General features: G+C 46.9%; 17 protein-coding genes and 1 tRNA gene. 7 read left to right on the plus strand and 11 right to left on the minus strand.

All coding sequences use genetic code 11. From position 1 onward, the window contains the following. Positions 1–160: 160 nt before the first annotated feature. A complete protein-coding gene (locus ARB69_RS23450; RefSeq protein WP_050642515.1) occupies positions 161–442 on the minus strand; it encodes a hypothetical protein in 282 nt (93 codons plus the stop codon). A 372-nt stretch (positions 443–814) separates the two neighbouring features. On the opposite strand from ARB69_RS23450, the gene ARB69_RS23455 reads away from it, so the two are divergent. The 5 genes from ARB69_RS23455 (at position 815) to ARB69_RS23475 (ending at position 4,906) form a co-directional block, all read left to right on the plus strand. After that, positions 815–1,501 (plus strand): response regulator transcription factor, encoded by a 687-nt coding sequence (locus ARB69_RS23455; protein ID WP_050642516.1) that lies wholly within the window; start codon positions 815–817, stop codon positions 1,499–1,501. Positions 1,502–1,616: 115 nt separating this feature from the next. After that, positions 1,617–2,540, plus strand: coding sequence for an ATP-binding cassette domain-containing protein (locus tag ARB69_RS23460; protein WP_055155181.1), 924 nt, complete (start codon positions 1,617–1,619; stop codon positions 2,538–2,540). After that, positions 2,533–3,231 (plus strand): ABC transporter permease, encoded by a 699-nt coding sequence (locus tag ARB69_RS23465; RefSeq protein ID WP_050642518.1) that lies wholly within the window; start codon positions 2,533–2,535, stop codon positions 3,229–3,231. The genes ARB69_RS23460 and ARB69_RS23465 overlap by 8 nt, the downstream gene beginning before the upstream one ends. 15 nt (positions 3,232–3,246) lie before the next feature. After that, a complete protein-coding gene (locus ARB69_RS23470; RefSeq protein WP_050642519.1) occupies positions 3,247–3,984 on the plus strand; it encodes an ABC transporter permease in 738 nt (245 codons plus the stop codon). Positions 3,985–4,075: 91 nt separating this feature from the next. Next, positions 4,076–4,906: a sensor histidine kinase gene (locus ARB69_RS23475; RefSeq protein WP_070102536.1), complete on the plus strand. Its 831-nt coding sequence runs from the start codon at positions 4,076–4,078 to the stop codon at positions 4,904–4,906. On the opposite strand, the gene coaD is transcribed toward ARB69_RS23475, so the two are convergent. Beyond that, positions 4,887–5,408: a pantetheine-phosphate adenylyltransferase gene (gene coaD / locus ARB69_RS23480; RefSeq protein WP_050642520.1), complete on the minus strand. Its 522-nt coding sequence runs from the start codon at positions 5,406–5,408 to the stop codon at positions 4,887–4,889. The genes ARB69_RS23475 and coaD overlap by 20 nt on opposite strands. Positions 5,409–5,550: 142 nt before the next feature. Between coaD and ARB69_RS28370 the strand changes: the two genes are divergently transcribed. After that, positions 5,551–6,015, plus strand: a complete 465-nt coding sequence (locus ARB69_RS28370) for a TspO/MBR family protein (protein WP_050642521.1) — start codon at positions 5,551–5,553, stop codon at positions 6,013–6,015. A gap of 79 nt (positions 6,016–6,094) precedes the next feature. On the opposite strand, the gene ARB69_RS23490 is transcribed toward ARB69_RS28370, so the two are convergent. The 8 genes from ARB69_RS23490 to ARB69_RS23525 all read right to left on the minus strand — a co-directional run bounded on the left by ARB69_RS23490 (position 6,095) and on the right by ARB69_RS23525 (position 13,801). Next, positions 6,095–7,324 carry a hypothetical protein gene (locus ARB69_RS23490; protein ID WP_050642522.1) on the minus strand — a complete coding sequence of 410 codons (1,230 nt, stop codon included), beginning with the start codon at positions 7,322–7,324 and terminating at the stop codon, positions 6,095–6,097. 203 nt (positions 7,325–7,527) lie between these two features. Next, positions 7,528–7,887 (minus strand): type II toxin-antitoxin system HicB family antitoxin, encoded by a 360-nt coding sequence (locus ARB69_RS23495; RefSeq protein ID WP_050642523.1) that lies wholly within the window; start codon positions 7,885–7,887, stop codon positions 7,528–7,530. Between the two features lie 246 nt (positions 7,888–8,133). Then, entirely contained in the window at positions 8,134–8,346 is a 213-nt protein-coding gene (locus tag ARB69_RS23500; RefSeq protein WP_050642524.1) for a helix-turn-helix domain-containing protein, read from the minus strand. A 300-nt stretch (positions 8,347–8,646) separates the two neighbouring features. Beyond that, a tRNA-Leu gene (locus ARB69_RS23505) sits at positions 8,647–8,730 on the minus strand. 92 nt (positions 8,731–8,822) lie between these two features. Continuing rightward, positions 8,823–10,097, minus strand: coding sequence for a diaminopimelate decarboxylase (locus tag ARB69_RS23510; protein ID WP_050642525.1), 1,275 nt, complete (start codon positions 10,095–10,097; stop codon positions 8,823–8,825). Then, a complete protein-coding gene (locus tag ARB69_RS23515) occupies positions 10,094–10,807 on the minus strand; it encodes a TrmB family transcriptional regulator (RefSeq protein WP_050642526.1) in 714 nt (237 codons plus the stop codon). The genes ARB69_RS23510 and ARB69_RS23515 overlap by 4 nt, the downstream gene beginning before the upstream one ends. Positions 10,808–11,491: 684 nt before the next feature. Continuing rightward, complete coding sequence (pyk, locus tag ARB69_RS23520; protein WP_055155182.1) at positions 11,492–12,928, minus strand: pyruvate kinase; 1,437 nt, start codon at positions 12,926–12,928, stop codon at positions 11,492–11,494. 45 nt (positions 12,929–12,973) lie between these two features. Then, a complete protein-coding gene (locus ARB69_RS23525; protein WP_050642528.1) occupies positions 12,974–13,801 on the minus strand; it encodes a rhomboid family intramembrane serine protease in 828 nt (275 codons plus the stop codon). Positions 13,802–14,068: 267 nt separating this feature from the next. On the opposite strand from ARB69_RS23525, the gene ARB69_RS23530 reads away from it, so the two are divergent. Then, entirely contained in the window at positions 14,069–18,385 is a 4,317-nt protein-coding gene (locus ARB69_RS23530) for a 2-hydroxyacyl-CoA dehydratase (protein WP_055155183.1), read from the plus strand. Between the two features lie 265 nt (positions 18,386–18,650). On the opposite strand, the gene ARB69_RS23535 is transcribed toward ARB69_RS23530, so the two are convergent. After that, the gene (locus ARB69_RS23535; RefSeq protein WP_050642530.1) at positions 18,651–18,911 is read right to left on the minus strand and encodes a hypothetical protein; all 261 of its coding nucleotides are present in this window, start codon (positions 18,909–18,911) and stop codon (positions 18,651–18,653) included. Positions 18,912–19,199: the final 288 nt, after the last annotated feature.

Consider the following 19,199-nt stretch of genomic DNA (forward strand, 5'->3'; position numbering starts at 1 on the left):
CCTCCTCTTTGAAAGTCGATTCAAATATGAAAAATCAAGCGGAAATGACACCCGCTCTATTTGTCATGCCCTAATCGACTGTGAATAGTAACAAGTAAATTTATATGATGTGATTTTCTTTTGCGTTTTGTCAGTAAATATACTGCTGCTCCCGCTCCTGTCAGCGCCACCGGTTCCCCTTATCTGAAATCCTGATCTCTGTCAGTCCGGGATTTGTATCTGAATCTGATAACTGGGGGCTTACCATCGCCCTTGATGTCTTTCTGCTTGCCATCGCTTTCTCTGCTGTCTCAAACAGCCTCTCCTCCGGAAGTTTTAAGGCACCACAGGAACCAATCAGCTGCACTATATATGTTTTCCCCTGCTTACTTACAACTTTGACCTGGACGGCCTGTGAGTTATCCTCCAGTATAAAACAAGTATCTCCGCGTTTGAACGTCATATCGTTCACCTCCTCTGGACGGAACCTACTCCCGGCGGGGCTGACCGCAGGTTTGCCTGGTTCCATGTATATGTTTGTCATAGCGTTGCTATTAACACCCTGTTGGCGCACACAAGAACTTCATAGCGTTACTGTTCACCCCCTGCGGGCGTGCACAGTAACGTCATAGCTGCATTTTGCACATTCTCTCTTGAAACATCCTGTAAAATAGCTTATCATGTCAGTTATATTCACTACATACTATAAAGTCTTTTCCGGTTGATGTCAATGTAGTTGGCAAAACAAGATAGCATAAGTCTTGCTGCCAGCAACTGGATTCAATCAGAAAATATAGTATCCTTATATCGAATTTTAAAAAAGAGGTGGCAAAGCGTGTATCATATTTTAATTGTAGAAGATGATGATGAAATCAACAAGCTTTTAGCTGATTTTTTAGCCAAAAACGGATACAGCGTAACCAGCCGGTTCGATGGTTTACATGTGCTGGACTGTCTGAAAGACCATAAGGTTGATTTGATCCTGCTGGATCTTATGCTTCCTTACCGAAGCGGCGACCTGCTGCTCGCAGATATCCGAAAGCAGTACACGGTTCCCGTAATTGTGATATCTGCCAGGGAGACGACCCAGAATAAGATAGACCTGCTTCGTCTGGGCGCCGACGATTATATCACAAAACCTTTCGATATGGAAGAAATGCTGGCCCGGATCGAAAGCAGCCTGCGCCGGGTACAGTATCAGGCCGCCCCCTGCAGCCGGCTGGAATACCAAAATCTTATTTTAGATGTTGATAAAAAAACGGCCCGCCTGAAAGAACAGGAGCTGTTGCTGACGGCAAAAGAATCCGCCATTCTGGAATTGCTGATGAAGTATCCGGACAAGGTCTTCTCAAAAGCAAATTTATTTCAGAGCGTATGGGGAGAAGAATACCTCAGTGAAGACAATACGCTGAATGTACACATTAGTAATCTGCGCAGCAAACTGAAAGCAGTCTGCCCGGATGAGGAATATATAGATACGGTCTGGGGAATCGGATACCGACTGCATAAAGCCAGGGGCTGAAGTCCTTGGCTTTATGTTTCTTCCCGCTTTAATAGATTCTTTATGCTTTTCTTTTCCATTTAAGGAATTCTTTATATTTCCGGTTTACACTCATATCATAAAGGAGGTTGACAGAATGAATTCTACTATTTTAGAAACCCGGGATCTGACGAAGACATATCGTCAGTCAAATGCACTGGACCATATTAACCTAAACCTCGAAAAGGGAAAGATCTATGGTTTTATCGGACAAAACGGGGCCGGAAAAACAACGCTGCTCCGGCTGATCACCGGACTGGCTTTTCCCTCCGGCGGCACCTTGTCGCTGTGGGGCCGTTCCACTACAGCGCAGCTGCAGGAACAGAGGAAACGGATCGGATGTATGATCGAGACTCCCGCACTATTTCCCGGCATGACCGCCGCGCAGAATCTGGAACTCCAGCGCATTCAGAGAGGCATCCCTGATCAGTCTGTCATTGCCCGCTCCCTGCAAATGGCTGGATTGCCTGATACCGGTAATAAAAGTGTCCGGAACTTTTCTCTGGGCATGCGTCAGCGCCTGGGCATTGCAGCGGCACTTTTGAATATGCCTGAATTTCTGATTCTGGATGAACCGATCAACGGCCTGGATCCCGCTGGGATCGTGGAAATCAGAAATCTTTTAAGATCTCTGAATAAAGAGTATGGCATGACCATTCTGGTATCCAGCCATATTCTGGAAGAGTTATATCAGACCGCTTCCGAATTTATCCTGATTGATAAAGGCAGAATTATTGAAGAATTATCGGACCGGGAACTGGATGAACGGTGCAGACGCCATATCGTCATCCGGACCGGTGATTCGGAAAAGACGCTGCTGGTGCTGGAAGAACGTCTGCATACGGATCGGGTTCAGCTTATGCCTGACGGTACCATCCGCCTGTATGATTATCTGGATGAAATAGAAAAAGTTGCGCAGATTTTATCGGAAGCTCATATTCTGGTAACCGGATTGAATCTGGCCGGTGATACACTGGAGGATTATTTTCTGAGCAAGGTGGGAGGGGTTCCCCATGACTGATCTGTTGAAAGCCGAATTCTACAAGCTGAGCCGCAGCCGGAGTTTTTGGGGGATCACTCTTTTTTCGCTGCTTTTGGGAAGTGTTCTACTGCTGGACAGCATAGCAACTACGGACGGACTGCTGAACGCTTCGCTATTCAATACCCCATTGCTTTACTTTCTGCCTATTGTGTTTGGCTCTCTCTTTGTGGGTGCTGACTTTGCAGAGCGGACCCTGCACAGCTTTGTCAGCGCGGGCCATAAGCGCAGTTCTGTCCTGTTTGCCAAGACCGCTGCCTATCAGACTGCCGGGCTGCTGATCCTGGGGCTGCCCCTGGTGATCCACTGGCTGCTTGGAATCCTTACTGGGAATGGCGGCCGGATCGCATGGGCACAGATTTTTTCTGACGCTGCCCTGCTGTCTGCTGCAGTAATCGCCATGGGGATGCTGCCGCTTGTTTGTGGTTTTATCTTTAGGGATGTCGGGCGGACACTGGGCGTTCCTATTGTGCTTTACTTTATCATGATCTTTTTATTAAATGGCGATTCAGCCCGAAAAACTGCAATTTTTCTCCCTATGGGGCAGCTTCGCCTTTTGGCACTGAACGACCTGCCCGTTTCAAAACTTATATTGATCGGAATTGACTTGCTGTGGGCTGTCCTGCTCTACGCAGCTGCGTATTGCAGCTTCTGTCATTCCGATCTGGATTAGGGAGGTGCGTACTATATGAGTAATTTAATAAAAATGGAAAGGTATCAATTTCTGCATAACCGACTGTACCTGACCGGCATCCTCGGCGTTTTTCTGCTTGGATTCTTCACCGCAGAAACCTATGTGCCCGAAGTAATGGGGCCTGCCGGAGGCGCCGCCGAATCCCTTACTGATATTTTTAATGGAATGGTATATGATTCTACATTCCTGCTAATTTTTATCTCCTGTATTCTGGCGCTGATTCTGGGACAGGAGTTTTCCTGGCGAACAGTCAGCCAGGAGGTAAGTTCCGGACACGCGAGAAGCCGTGTCTTCCTCAGTAAGATCCTGTCTTATCTGGCCGCATTTAATTTCATGGCAATCGTATATCCAGTATCCGGCTGTATTCGTGAATTTTCTCGGTTTGGAATTGCAGATGCACAAATATTCCTATACAATGTAGGAAAAGCAATTTTCTATTCTGCTTTGTTAAACAGCGCATTCTTTTTCATCGCCATATTTGTCTGCTGCTGTTTCAGAAGCACCGGGGCGGCGGTTACCGTCACAGCAATCGTAACATTTGTGCTCTCTTTATACCTGGGATATGGATTGATGCTGAAACTGCCGGTCTTCTTCCTGCCGACCTTTCAGATCCGGGAGGCACTGAGTATGCAAAAGCTGTTTTTACCCGGCTGCTTCTTGGTTGCCGGAACCTGGGGAATCGTGCTGGGACTTTGCTCCTGGCGCATATTCTGTAAATGTGATTTGAAATAGAGTGCTCAAATAAAGCGGGGAGGTGTGTGTTATCACAGGGATTATCATTTTGCTCTTAGTCTTACTTTTACTTTTATGGAAACGGCACCTTATGCTGAAGAAGCAGATCAGAAATCTAACGGATCAGATTGACGCGCTAGTCCGGGGTTCCTCAGAAAAAATGCTGGATATTGCACTGATAGACCGGGATCTTGAGCGGCTCGCCGGCACTCTCAACCAGTACTATACGAAACAGCGCTACACGGTAGCCCGTGCCCTTCAGCATGAGGATCACTTGAAAGAGTCCATTGCGAATATCTCCCATGATCTGCGCACGCCGCTGACAGTTATTACCGGTCATCTGCAGCTGCTTTTGGCATCTGCACTGACCGGAGAACAAAACCGGCGGGTCACAGCAGCGCTGCACAAAGCGGAACGGATGAAGGAACTGATCCGCACATTTTATGATCTGACACTTCTGGATTCTGAACAGACCGTACCAAAGAGGGAACAGCTGAACCTTTCTAATCTTCTGATCGATTTTCTTACCGATCATGCCCCGCTGTTTGACAGCCAAAACATCTGTCCCGACATCCTGCTGCCCGACAGCTCAGTATTCATCTACTCTGACCGGAATATGATTGAGCGCATATTGCAGAACCTGCTGACTAATGCTGTCTGCCATTCCCTGGGCACGGTCAGAATTCAGCTTACGCAGGAGGCAGACGGCAAGGCAGTAATCTGCTTTCAAAACACCGTTCAGAATGCCGCAGATTTCGATGCCGGAAGGATGTTCGATAGATTTTATACCGGCGATAAGTCACGCCATGATGAAAGCACGGGGCTTGGCCTGGCTGTCGTGAAAACACTGGCGGAGAAACTGGACGGACAGGTTTCTGCAGCCATCGAGGCAGACCTGTTCACTATAAAAGTGGTTTTGTAGGCCGGTCCTTCTCCTGCCCAGCCTGCTCACCATATCGTTTCATCACCCTGAACACAGGCTCCGGAACATATTTTGAAACATCCTGTCCATATCCGTTCAGCTCTTTTACCATGGACGAAGAAAGCGCCACATTATCGGCTCTGAAATAGACATATTCTATCTCAGGGTTAATCAGCTTATTTACTTCTGCTATGTTCTCTTCATAGAAATAATCCATGTTATTCCTGAGCCCGCGGACCATATAGTCGATATTATTATCCTGTGTAAACTGTCCGATGAGGCCATTATATATGATAACTTTACAGTTATCCAGCCTGCACTCCGCTAACGTTTCTTCTACTGCCTGTCTCATATCATCAATGTCATATGTACGTATCTTCTTGTTATTGATTCCGATCACAACGTATACCTCATTAAATATCTTCGCGGATTTTTTCACGATATCTAAGTGGCCGTTTGTAAATGGATCGAATGTTCCCGGGTAAATTGCCGTATTATACACTTATATCACTCTCTTCCCAATTATGTTAATTTACATTTTACCATGAAACTGGAATTCCTTCTACCTTTGATGAGATGAAAGTGATAATGCATAACGCCGCAGCATATATTTAGTATGACAAATCCAGGAGTGTGTACTCTATATGAAACCGCAGAATCGAAGTTCACTTATCATTGCCATACTGATTCCACTGGCCGTCGGCTCATTCTCTGCACTTATCAGCGGAAACATGTCCCTATACTCAACGATAAACAAACCGGCGTTCAGTCCCCCTTCAATTGTTTTTCCTATTGTCTGGACAATTCTTTATGTTCTGATGGGGATATCATCTTACATCATATATTCTTCGGACAGCGCGGATAAAACAAAAGCTTTGAAGATCTACGCCCTTCAGCTTTTCTTTAATTTCTGCTGGAGTATTCTCTTCTTTCGCTATCAATTATACCTGTTTTCCTTTTTGTGGCTCGTGATCTTAATTGTTCTGATCTGTATTATGATTAAAGATTTCTATAAAATCAATCCCGCCGCTGCTTATCTGCAAATTCCATATCTGCTGTGGTGCATATTCGCAGCATATTTAAATTTCTCAATTTATACAATGAATTAACCTTTTGAACCGGCTGACTCAAGCCGGTTCATTTCACCAGATTACCTGCCTGCCATATAAACACAGAGGGATGCCGCTTTTACTGTATCGTCACACCAAGGCCCTCGAAAACATTCTGATAATGCTCCAGATTATTTCTCGGCGCCATAATGATGATCCCATTTCCGCCATTTGCACCAAATACATTGCTACCGACTTCGACAGCACCACATTTCATCATATCTATTTTTGTCAGCCCGGTATTTAAGAACGAATAATCTTCCAGTCTCGTCACATAGGACGGGAGCGAATATGTACCGATTCTTGCTCTAGGAAATACAAGAAGGGTTGTCATACTGCTGTCAAACAGCATGCCATCCGAACAAACATAATTTTGATTAGGCTCCGTAAGTTCGATCCATTCCAGATCTGACATCTCACACAGAGCGCCAGGTTCGATGTTGACAATATTGGGTGGAATGAAAAGTTCATAGATCTCCGCGCTGACTCCCTCAAAAGTTCCGCTTGCAAGACCTGTACAGTTTTCAGAGGGGAGCACAAGACGTCCATCATTTACCACTCCTGCTGAGGGATCGAAGCCACAGATCATCCCCTCCTCATTCACGGTAAAACCGACCGGCTGTTCGATACCCGGGTTCTCCGCACCGCTGTCCGGGTCCTCTGTTTCTCCCGGTACATCCGGGTTATCCGGGACGACTTCGTCCGGAGGTTCTGCCGGATTATCATCGATCGGCGGATTATCCGGAACAATGGGCGTATCCGGCACTGTTGGAGTGTCCGGCACTGTTGGCGTATCCGGTACGATCGGCTTATCCGGCACGGCGGGTGTCTCCGGAACCAGTGGTTTCTCATTATTCGCCGGAATATTCGGGATCACCGGAGGGGTAAAATTTCCCGACGGCGTCTCAGGAATACGAATCTTTATATTGCTTAGGTCAGGAAGTTCATTCCCCGAGGCCCCTGTCATAACCGGAGTTTCCATACCTGATAAAAGTATATCGGACAGAAAATCGGTTTTCTCTGGATTCGAAGATTCTGCCATGGCTCCCGCCTTCCTGTTTGCATCCACCATATTAGAAATATCTGCCTTCACCGGTATTTTAACCATCAGTGAACTAAAAATATCCAGAGCCCCTGTTTCATCCGGATTTTCTCCAAAAGGATATAATTCTTTTCCCATATCTTTATCATAAATTCTGTTATACACAGAATCAATCTCTGTCAATTTTAAAGCTGGAAGTATATAACTCTTCCCTGCTGCCAATAGGATTGCGGTCAACACTCCAAGAAGACTAACACCTTTTTTCATCCTGGTACCGCGTCCTAAAAACCTAATGCAATACTCCATTTCCACTTTACCCGTATCTTTCTTTCTGCACCACAAAATATATTCACGCAAGTATAAAGTTTACATAAGAAAAAGGAACACCGCAATCTTTCGCAACATTCCTTTGCGTTTTTCCAGAATCTGCCTTTCTTCTGTTAATACGCATTTATAAGAAATCATTTCTTCTACGGACATTGGCTTTTTCTCTCACGAACCTCAACCATTTGTCGTATAGCTTCTTCTACAGCGGCATTTAAGCTCTTGCCATGCTCAATTGCGTATATCGCAATCGCTCTATGAAGATCTGAGCTGATCCGTACATTGAAGGTTCCTTTGTATGGCTGTTCCGGCTGAGCGGCACGCTCTTCGCAGTCCTTCAGATATTCATCCAGCACCTTATGGAAATCCGCCTCCAATTCCCGGATGGAATCGCCCGCATAGGTAAGATGTGACCTCAGGCCGACTACCTTTCCATTCAGGCAGTTGTCTTCCTTTGAATATTCAACCGTGCCATTATAATTTTTATATGATAATAAATTACTCACTTCATTTTATCCTTTATCAATTTCACTATATCTGGTATGCGTCTTCTCTTTTACCTATCACATATTTTCAGCACTACCACGTCTAGCCATCCCATATTATACTGTAATCTCTCTAAGCATGCAACTAATTTTAGTTGCCGGTATAAAACATTTAAAGATTCCTGCACATAAAATATACATGTTCAAGTCTTTTACATTATGGTAAGTACTTATCTCTATGAAAAACCCCTTGTCTTATATCCAATGCTAAAATCCTTCCCTTCCTATTATTTCATCAACACTTACTTTAAAAATCTCGGCCATCCTTATCAATTCAAAAATGTCAGGTATCCGTTTTCCTACTTCGTAGTTTGACAGTGCTTGCCGCGTTATGTTGAGCTGATCAGCAAGATCTTTTTGAAGAAGCCCGTTTTTCTTTCTTAACACTCTAATGTTATCTCCTATTTTGTTATCCAGCATTATGCTTACCTCATCCTTCGTAAATTAATATGTCAAATAATATCACGGTATTAATTTATATAAAATAGGATGAATCTATTTGTTTCATTAATGAAAAATATGTTAAATTAGCGTAAGTAGGATCAGACGCGGAAACGTGTACTTCATAACTTCTTAACAGAAAATGAGTACTGAAACAATCATCCAAATAACTTAGATAACTAATTCAGTACCCATTAACGTTTGAAAAATCTTGATTACACCTCTGGTTACACTTCACAAAACAATATAACGGAAGCCCCTTTCTACGGTGTTTTGTTATGCGGATAGTGGGACTTGAACCCACACGAAGTCACCCCCGCAAGATTTTGAGTCTTGTGCGTCTGCCAATTCCGCCATATCCGCTCACCGGTCTGGAATGCCTGTCTGCTTTCCAAACCGAATTTTATATTATCATAATCCCAGCTATTTTGCAATAGTTTTTATTTATTTCCCGATCATTTTCCGATCAGTTTTTTTCCAATGTCAAAACAGTCAAAAGTAGCAAAATAATCTGCCGGTGTCTCAGCACGGCGGATCAACCGGGCAGTGCCGTCTTCCTTCAGAAGGATCTCCGCTGACCTTAACTTCCCGTTGTAATTATACCCCATAGAAAATCCATGCGCCCCTGTATCGTGTATCACCAGATAGTCTCCCATCTCGATCTCCGGAAGCATTCTGTCAATGGCAAACTTATCGTTGTTTTCGCAGAGCGAGCCCGCCACATCATACTTGTGGTCGCACGGACAGTCTTCTTTCCCCATAACCGTAATATGGTGATAGGCTCCGTACATTGCCGGACGCATAAGGTTTACCGCACATGCATCCACGCCGATGTACTCCTTGTGGGTATGCTTTTCATGGATTGCCTTTGTCACAAGACAGCCGTAAGGTCCCATCATATAACGGCCCAGCTCGGTATAAATGGCCACATCGCCCATGCCCGCAGGAACAAGTACTTCCTCGTATACCCTGCGCACGCCGTCCCCGATCATACGGATATCATTCGGCTCCTGGTCTGGTTTGTAAGGAATCCCAATTCCTCCGGAGAGATTGATAAATCTGATATGCACGCCGGTCTCCTTCTGCAGCCGCACGGCCTGTTCAAAAAGCACCTTCGCCAGCATCGGATAATATTCGTTAGTAACCGTATTGCTCGCCAGAAATGCATGAATCCCAAACTCTTTTGCTCCTTTTTCTTTCAGGATCCGAAAGGCCTCGGACATCTGGGGCGTTGTCATGCCATATTTAGAATCCCCCGGATTGTCCATAATATCATTGCTGATCTTGAACAGGCCGCCCGGATTATAACGGCAGCTGATCACCTCGGGAATATGCCCGATCGTCTGCTCCAGAAACTCAATATGTGTAATATCGTCCAAATTGATAATTGCCCCCAGTTTATCCGCCAGAATAAACTCTTCCGCCGGAGTATCGTTGGAGGAGAACATAATATCCTCCCCGCGGATCCCGACAGCATCAGAGAGCATCAGTTCCGTATAGGAGGAACAGTCGCATCCGCAGCCGTATTCTTTCAATATATCAATGAGAAACGGATTCGGCGTCGCCTTAACCGCAAAATATTCCTTAAATCCCGGATTCCAAGAAAAAGCCTCCTTCAAGGCCTTCACATTCTCCCGTATCCCCTTCTCATCATAAAGGTGAAAAGGTGTAGGAAATTCTTTCACAATCTCATCCAGCTGTGCTTTCGTTACAAATGGTTCTTTTTTCATCTCTGATTCTCTCCTTTACGCATCTCAATTAATTTTATCTCATTGGCCAAAGCCGTCTTGAAAACCATTACAAAATTGTTCTGTCCCGAATACAGGCAGGTATTCAGACTCCCCGCCCCATATTCCCCTGACAATACATACTTCGAATCCGTGATCAGCCCGATCTGCCATCCCTTATCTCCGGTAACATAAACCGTAGCCCCATCCAGGAAATACTCCCCGTCCGTAATAACCACCACTTTCTTCCCCGCAGCCGCCAGCCGCTTCGTCTCCCCTTCAAACTTCCGCAGAATCTGCACCGAACAGGAAATATAAACCCGTTCCCGCACACCCATCAAAAGATTCCGTATCTTATCCTCAATATTCCCTTCCCCTTCAATAGTAATATACCCTTCTTCCTCCACATGTTCAACAGGAAGATTCTTCACCATCCAATCCTCTTCCGCCTTCATCCTGCGGATACAATTCTCACAAAACTCCTCCAAGGCAACCGGAACATACCGCTTCGCAGACTCTTCCACCAAATAAGCCGCCCCCTTCTCCACAAGGCCGGCCAGCGAACTATAAGCATTAGACCGCGAAATTCCAGCCTCCTTCGCCACCTCATACCCCGTCTGCTTCCCCTTAACCAAAAGCGTCCAGTAAACAAGAGCCTCCTGTCTGGTAACCCCAAAATGCATCAAATACTCAAGAAATCTCGCATCCCCCATCCCATCACTTCCAATCTCTCCCTGCCCTAAATCAAAGCATTTTTAATAGTAGTACTTTATAGGAACACTATACTCCACTCCCCCGCCCCCTGTCAACCCCAAACCACCAGAATACAAACATTTATAAAATAGTCAATCACTGCCCCCAATAAATCGCCCCTCCTAGTGTATCGAATAATAATTAACTTACTGTTAAACTGACCTTATTTTTCACTGTACCAGCACTGCATTGCGTAAATTCTCCCCCCTGCCATAAGTACCCCAGAAAAATTTGAACCGCGAAGCCAGTTCAAATTCGCCGCCCCCGCCAGGATCCCCCGTGGAGACGGTTCTTACTGCCGATTTGATGCACGCAGCCCGCCGCAAGCGTGACAGCTGGGACTGCCGGGGAAGTCTCCGGTGGTTTTGAAGGCATCATAGTGCGCGTTACGAGCCCTTACAGGAAAAAAGGAGAATTTTATGGATGATATTTGATTTACCAAATCAAATATCAAGCCGGCCTGAGCCGTGTAATCATCAGATTACACGGTGAATGCCGGTGTGCCATAAAATTCTCCTTTTTTCCTGTTAGGGCTCGTTCGCAAACGGCCAGCCATCAAAACCACCGGAGACTTCCCCGGCAGTCCCAGCCTGTCACGCTTGCGGCGGGCGTACTCTCATCGCCCCACATCCGTCCCCAAAATCCTACTCGATCGTAGCAATCCTCATCATGTTGCTAACCCCGCTTTTTTCTTTCTTCACACTAGGGGAAGGTATCCCCGCCGTCAGCACGACGACATCGCCCACTTCAATATACTGTTTCACAAGCGCCAGCTCGATAGCCCCGTCGCAGATATCCTCCGTGGTATCGAATTCCAAAGACTTCAGCGGCCTTACGCCCCAATAGATCGACATCCTCCGCAGAGTCCTCTCATTCGGAGTCACACCCAGTATCTCCTGCCTGGGTTTTAGATTGGAAACCACCCTTGCCGTAGCGCCGGACACGGAGGGCGTAATAATACATTTCGCATTCAGGTTCGCCGCCGCCAGCACGGAAGAATATCCGATCGCACTTGATACGCCGCTGCGAAGATGATCCCCTGCCTTTTCCAGCATGGTTTCATAATCCAGGTGCTGCTCCGTATTCTCGATAATATGCACCATCATCTGCAGGGCCTCCACCGGATATTTGCCCTGTGCGGTCTCTCCTGAAAGCATGACAGCATCTGTACCGTCATAGACTGCATTTGCCACATCTGTAACCTCGGCCCTTGTAGGACGCGGATTGCGGATCATGGAGTCCAGCATCTGGGTTGCGGTAATAACGGTCTTGAAATTATTGTTGCACTTCTGGATCATCATCTTCTGCAGATACGGAACTTCCTCTGCGGGAATCTCCACGCCCAAGTCTCCGCGGGCTACCATAATCCCGTCCGCAGCGCGTATGATCTCATCGATATTCTGAATCCCCTCTGCATTCTCTATCTTGGCAATGATCGGAATAAACGGAGCATTCAGTTCCTTCAAAAAGGATCTGATCTCCAGCACGCATTCTGCATTTCTGACAAAGGATGCGGCAATAAAGTCTACATCCTGTTCGACCCCGAATTTGATATCTTCTTTATCCTTATCTGTGATTGCCGGAAGCCTTACCGGTACATTCGGTACATTCACGCCTTTGCGTTCTCCCAGCTCCCCTCCGTTGATCACGGTGCAGATGATATCCCGCTCTGTCTTGCTCACAACCTCCAGCCCAATCAGGCCGTCATCAATCAGTATAATTTTACCTTTATCCACGTCTTCCACAAGCCCCGTGTAGGTGATGGATACTCTCTTATTGCTGCCCTCTATCTCATCAATCGTCAAAGTAAAAGTGCTTCCGGTTTCAAGCTGCACCTTTTTCCCGTCTTTCAGCACTCCGGTACGTATCTCAGGTCCTTTTGTGTCCAGGAGGATCGCCGTATTTGCACGTTCCTCCTCGCGCAGCTGTTTAAGCATGTCCATTCTGCATTTATGCTCTGCATGGTCACCATGTGAAAAATTAAATCTGGCAACATCCATACCGTTTTTGATCAGCGTCCGCATCAGTTCTCTGTCATTCGTATTAGGCCCCATTGTACATACTACTTTTGTTTTCTTCATTTTATGTCTCCTTCTTGATATATCACTCAAATCAGTCCATACCGCTTACTGTACATGCTGGTGTGTAAACAAATGATCCTGGCAGTATTCATAATTCCCCTTGCATTTTGAACAAAACCTGAACTCCAGGGTCGGATCATCCAGCTCTGTACGGCCGCAAACCGCACATCTGTGACGTGCGCCGTTGGGGTATGTCATATGGGGGCGGGACTGTTTTTTGAAGTCTGCTTTTCTTTTCTTCTCCTTTGGAGTATATGGCTTCACATTCCTGCTGGACAGGAAGAACACCACAAAATTTAAAAGGGATGCAATGATTACAATCCGTGTCGCAATATTGCCCTTCACCAGAGAATACAGGATAATCGCCCCATAAACATAGGCCATCCACTTCATCTTAATGGGAAGAATAAAATACAGGAGCAGCTCCATATTCGGATAGCTGACTGCAAATGCCAGGAAAATTGACATATTAATATAATATGTGCTGAAGGCTCCGCCCATGCCTACCATGCCGCCTGTGATCAGATACAGCACAAATGCCCCGATTACGGTAAAGAGAATGCCTGAAAAAATGTATACATTATACCGGAACGCTCCCCATGCACGCTCCAGCGCAGTTCCAAGAGAATAGTACAGCAGCGCCATAATAACGAGTGTAAATATGCTGCCGCTGGGCGCTATCAAGACCCAGGAAATCAGTCTCCATACCTGCCCCTGCAGGATCATTCCCGGCTCCAGTGTCAGCATGTACTGCAGGTTTGGCACAAACATCCTGATACCATACCCAATCACATAACCGCCGATCAGGTACATCGTCAGGTTGTGTATGGCATAACGTCCGAACTTTCTTTCTAACTTATTTAACCAATTCAATGATCATCTACTCCTTATAATTTTTTTACTGTTACATGAAGTAATTGTACAGTCCTGCCGAGTGTTTGTCAAACATATGTTAGCTTTTTTAACGTTAGGAATTTGTTAAATATTATAAACTTTGTCCGAATATTCCAGCAGCCCGCTTAATAATAACAATTGTCTTTTTTTCGATCATGTCGTATAATGTAAATTGTTGTAAAAACATAAATCACATTAAATAAGAAGTAACTGACATATAATGCTTCAAAGGATGAGGGAAATACTATGAATATAAACGATTTACATACTTTGGGAATTGATATTGGCTCCACTACGGTTAAGATTGCAATCCTGAACAGTGACAATGAAGTGCTTTTTTCCGATTATGAGCGGCATTACGCAAATATACAGGAGACGCTTTCCGACCTGCTGGGAAGAGCCATTTACAAACTGGGGCCCATCCGTGTCTCACCGGTTATCACCGGTTCCGGCGGCCTGACGCTGGCCAAACATTTGGCAGTTCCTTTTGTCCAGGAGGTAATCGCGGTCTCTACCGCTCTGCAGGATTATGCTCCACAGACGGATGTTGCCATCGAACTGGGCGGCGAGGATGCCAAGATTATTTATTTTGAAGGCGGCAGTGTGGAACAGCGTATGAACGGCGTATGCGCCGGGGGTACGGGTTCCTTTATCGACCAGATGGCTTCTCTTTTACAGACCGATGCCGCCGGCTTAAATGATTACGCCAAGAATTATAAGGCTCTGTACTCGATTGCCGCACGCTGCGGCGTATTTGCAAAATCGGATATCCAGCCCCTGATTAATGAGGGCGCAGCCAAGGAAGACCTGGCGGCCTCTATTTTCCAGGCGGTGGTAAACCAGACAATCAGCGGACTTGCATGCGGGAAGCCAATCCGGGGACATGTCGCGTTTCTGGGCGGCCCGCTGCATTTTCTCTCGGAGCTGCGAACCGCTTTTGTACGTACTCTGAAGCTGGACGATGAGCATACGATTGCCCCGGGACACTCCCATCTGTTTGCGGCCATCGGCTCCGCGCTCAGTTCTAAGAAAGATGTCAATGTAGCGCTCCGTGAACTCCAGGAGCGCCTTGCCGGCAAGATCAAGATGGAATTTGAAGTAGACCGGATGGAACCGCTCTTCGCCACAACGGCGGAATACGACGCTTTTATCGAACGCCATGCAAAACACGAGGTGCCCGTCAAAGATCTTGCCTCCTACCAGGGAAAGGCCTTTCTCGGAATCGACGCGGGATCCACAACGACTAAGGCTGCCCTGGTCGGGGAGGATGGAACTCTTCTGTACTCATTTTATAACAATAACGAAGGGGATCCGCTCGGAACCACAATCCGCGCCATCAAGGATATCTACAGCCAGCTGCCGGAGGATGTGGAGATTGTACATTCCTGTTCCACCGGATACGGCGAAGCTCTGATCAAGGCCGCTCTTCTTCTGGACGAAGGGGAGGTGGAGACCGTATCACACTATTATGCTGCCTCTTTCTTTGAACCGGATGTGGACTGCATCCTGGACATCGGCGGACAGGATATGAAGTGCATCAAGATCAAGAACCAGACCGTAGACAGTGTACAGCTCAACGAAGCCTGCTCTTCCGGCTGCGGCTCCTTTATCGAAACCTTTGCAAAATCCCTGAATTATTCTGTGGAGGATTTTGCACAGGAAGCTTTGTATGCCAAAAATCCCATCGACCTCGGCACACGCTGCACCGTTTTCATGAATTCCAAAGTAAAACAGGCGCAGAAGGAAGGGGCCGAGGTAGCCGATATTTCCGCAGGTCTTGCCTATTCTGTCATCAAAAATGCACTATTTAAGGTAATTAAGGTTTCCGATGCCTCTGAGCTTGGAAACCATATTGTGGTGCAGGGAGGAACTTTCTATAACAATGCCGTGCTGCGGAGCTTTGAAAAGATCGCAGACTGTGAAGCAATCCGCCCGGATATCGCAGGTATCATGGGGGCTTTCGGGGCCGCCCTGATCGCCAGGGAACGCTATGTGGAGTGTGAAGGTACTACCATGCTCCCAATCGATGAGATCGAGGCCCTGGAGTATACCACTACCATGACCAAGTGCAAGGGCTGCACGAATAACTGCCGCCTGACCATTAACCATTTCAGCGGAAACCGCAGATTTATCACAGGAAACCGCTGTGAAAAGGGACTCGGAAGAGAAAAGTCTGTCAATAAACTGCCGAACCTGTTTGACTACAAGAGCGAACGTTATTTCGGCTATACGCCGCTGGAAGATACAGAGGCAAAGCGCGGCGCCATCGGAATTCCCCGGGTGCTCAATATGTATGAGAATTACCCGTTCTGGTTTACCTTCTTTACCAGACTGGGATTCCGGGTTGTTCTCTCCCCCGCTTCAACGCGGAAGATTTATGAGCTCGGAATCGAATCCATTCCGAGTGAATCCGAATGCTACCCGGCCAAGCTGGCCCATGGCCATATCCAGTGGCTGATTGACCAGGGAGTGCGGCATATCTTCTACCCTTCCGTTCCCTATGAGAGGAATGAATTTGAAGATGCGAACAATCATTATAACTGCCCGATCGTAACCTCTTATCCTGAAAACATCAAGAACAATATGGATGCGATTGTTGACGGGGAAGTGGATTTTATCCACCCGTTCCTCTCCTTCCAGAGCGAGGAGACATTACATAGCAGGCTGACAGAAGAGCTTTCCGGCAAGTTCTCCATCCCGGAGGGTGAGATCCGCACCGCCGTTCACGAAGCCTGGACGGAGATGACCTCCTGCCGCGAGGATATGAAGCGAAAAGGGGAAGAGACCATCCGCTTCCTGGATGAGACGGGAAACCGGGGAATCGTACTTGCGGGCCGTCCTTATCACATTGACCCGGAAGTAAACCACGGGCTGCCGGAGCTGATCAATTCCTATAACATAGCCGTTCTCACCGAGGACTCTGTCTCCCATCTCCAGCAGGTGGAAAGACCGCTCAACGTCATGGATCAGTGGATGTATCACTCACGGCTCTATGCCGCCGCCAATTATGTGAAAACGAAAGAGAATCTGGACCTGATCCAGCTGAATTCCTTCGGATGCGGGCTGGATGCGGTTACAACCGATCAGGTTGCCGAGATCCTGACCCGTTCGGATAAAATATATACCTCCCTGAAGATAGACGAGGTCAACAACCTGGGAGCCGCCAGAATCCGCGTGCGTTCACTGCTTGCGGCGATCCGTGTAAGGGAGCAGCGCAAAACAAAACGGGAAATTCATCCTGCATCCATTGAAAAAGTGCCGTTTACAAAGGAAATGAGAAAGACACACACCATTCTCTGCCCCCAGATGTCACCGATGCATTTTGATCTGCTGGAACCTGCATTCCAGGCATCCGGTTACAAGGTGGAGGTACTGCCCAATGACAATAAACAGGCAGTAGATGTGGGGCTCAAATATGTAAACAATGACGCCTGCTACCCCTCTCTGATGGTTGTAGGGCAGATTATGGAAGCCATTTTATCCGGAAAATACGATACAGACCACCTGGCAGTCATCATCAGCCAGACCGGAGGCGGGTGCCGCGCATCCAACTATATCGGCTTCATCCGGCGCGCACTGAAAAAGGCGGGATATGCGCATATCCCTGTTATTTCCATCAATCTGAGCGGCCTGGAGGGGAACCCCGGCTTCAAGATTACCCCGGCGCTTGCCCTGCGCGGCGTGTATGCGGCTACTTTGGGCGACATTTTCATGAAGTGTGTCTACCGGATGCGTCCCTACGAAAAGGTGCCCGGTACCACGAACGCCGTACATCAGAAATGGCTGAAGGTATGTAAAGAGTTTGTATCCAGCGGCTACCCTTCCAGGCGCAGATTCAAAAAACTCTGCCGGGAAATTATCCATGATTTTGATACGATCGAGACCCTGGATATCAAAAAGCCCCGTGTCGGCGTCGTGGGCGAGATCTTAGTAAAGTTCCTGCCGGCTGCCAATAATCATCTTGTGGACCTTCTGGAAAGCGAAGGTGCAGAGGCCGTCGTACCGGATCTGCTGGACTTTTTACTGTATTGCTTCTATAACCAAAATTTCAAGGTTTCGCACCTGGGCTTTAAGAAATCCAAGGCTACCGTGGGTAATCTGGGTATCAAGGCTGTAGAATGGTTCCGCTCACCGGCAACTAATGCGTTCCGGGACAGCCGCCATTTCGATCCGCCAGCGCATATCGAGGATCTGGCCAGAATGGCATCCGACATCGTTTCCATCGGAAACCAAACCGGTGAGGGATGGTTCCTGACCGGGGAGATGCTGGAACTGATCCACAGCGGCGCAGGCAATATCGTGTGTACACAGCCGTTCGCCTGCCTCCCGAATCACGTGGTCGGAAAGGGTGTCATCAAGGAGCTGCGCCGCCTGTATCCGCAGTCCAATGTGGTTGCAATCGATTTTGACCCGGGCGCCAGTGAAGTGAATCAGCTGAACCGGATTAAACTCATGCTCTCCACGGCCAATAAAAATATGGAAGCGGAGGCCGAAGAAAAGCAGGAGGCTCCGAGTAAGGAAGCGGCAAAGCCTGTCGGCGCCGCTGCTATGAGCGGGATCTAACAGATTTCCCTTCCGAGGCAGACCGTGCCTGACGGGTGCACTTTCGGGCAGCCCCTTTATAAATGAAGGGGCTGCCCATTTTATTTTTTGCACAGACAAAAAACACCATCCTCGTAAACAGGCTGTATTACGGCCTATACGAAGGAGGTGTCTTTTTTGTATTTTACAGTAACTGTTGAGCACTAAGTGTCCGTATTTTGGCCACTTATGTGTGTATATAAATATAGTTGGCAAGGTCTTTTCGCGCCTTACTTCTTTATAAAGATTATTGCCTGTTTCCACTGCCTTCTCTTCTCTGCAAATATAAAATTCCTCCGATCAGCCCGAAAATGATTCCTGCATATGCTCCAGCACATACGATATCCACCAGTACCAGGACAATACTTTTCTGCATCAGGGCTGACGCAGCAAGGCCGAGCAGGATCGTTCCCGCAGTCCAGCAGATAATATTTGCCGCAAGATAAAGCCCCGCCGCAGATTCTTCGTCCGCATACCTTTCAATCAGAGTCCATAATCCTTTGTACATATATATCCCTCACAATCTGAAACAAATGTATTTTCTGTTGTCTCTATTGTAAGGAATTCCTGTAAAATTTATGCTTCTCCAAATGATAAATTTCTGTAAAATCCATCCACAATTTTTAATGATTTCGTCTAATTAAAAATTAAATTTTCTCGCGCACCCGCATGTCAAGGCCACGATAAATATCAATTCAAGCAATAGTTACTATTCACAGTCGATTTAGCGTTCATTCTTTAGGAAGCTCGTAACAGAGCTTCTTTTTCTTTGCCATAATGCACAAACATAGTGGTC

The sequence above is a fragment of the Faecalicatena contorta genome (assembly GCF_001404335.1).
GTDB classification, from domain to species: domain Bacteria; phylum Bacillota; class Clostridia; order Lachnospirales; family Lachnospiraceae; genus Faecalicatena; species Faecalicatena contortus_B.

Bases quoted from the DNA above. Each gene is read 5' to 3' on its own strand.
- ARB69_RS23515 (WP_050642526.1), bottom strand. From the start codon at position 10,807: ATGGGGGATGCGAGATTTCTTGAGTATTTGATGCATTTTGGGGTTACC.
- ARB69_RS23535 (WP_050642530.1), bottom strand. From the start codon at position 18,911: ATGTACAAAGGATTATGGACTCTGATTGAAAGGTATGCGGACGAAGAA.
- ARB69_RS23530 (WP_055155183.1), top strand. From the start codon at position 14,069: ATGAATATAAACGATTTACATACTTTGGGAATTGATATTGGCTCCACT.
- ARB69_RS23510 (WP_050642525.1), bottom strand. From the start codon at position 10,097: ATGAAAAAAGAACCATTTGTAACGAAAGCACAGCTGGATGAGATTGTG.
- ARB69_RS23460 (WP_055155181.1), top strand. From the start codon at position 1,617: ATGAATTCTACTATTTTAGAAACCCGGGATCTGACGAAGACATATCGT.
- ARB69_RS23450 (WP_050642515.1), bottom strand. From the start codon at position 442: ATGACGTTCAAACGCGGAGATACTTGTTTTATACTGGAGGATAACTCA.
- ARB69_RS23465 (WP_050642518.1), top strand. From the start codon at position 2,533: ATGACTGATCTGTTGAAAGCCGAATTCTACAAGCTGAGCCGCAGCCGG.
- ARB69_RS23475 (WP_070102536.1), top strand. From the start codon at position 4,076: ATGCTGAAGAAGCAGATCAGAAATCTAACGGATCAGATTGACGCGCTA.
- ARB69_RS23490 (WP_050642522.1), bottom strand. From the start codon at position 7,324: ATGAAAAAAGGTGTTAGTCTTCTTGGAGTGTTGACCGCAATCCTATTG.
- ARB69_RS23500 (WP_050642524.1), bottom strand. From the start codon at position 8,346: ATGCTGGATAACAAAATAGGAGATAACATTAGAGTGTTAAGAAAGAAA.
- ARB69_RS28370 (WP_050642521.1), top strand. From the start codon at position 5,551: ATGAAACCGCAGAATCGAAGTTCACTTATCATTGCCATACTGATTCCA.
- ARB69_RS23470 (WP_050642519.1), top strand. From the start codon at position 3,247: ATGAGTAATTTAATAAAAATGGAAAGGTATCAATTTCTGCATAACCGA.
- pyk (WP_055155182.1), bottom strand. From the start codon at position 12,928: ATGAAGAAAACAAAAGTAGTATGTACAATGGGGCCTAATACGAATGAC.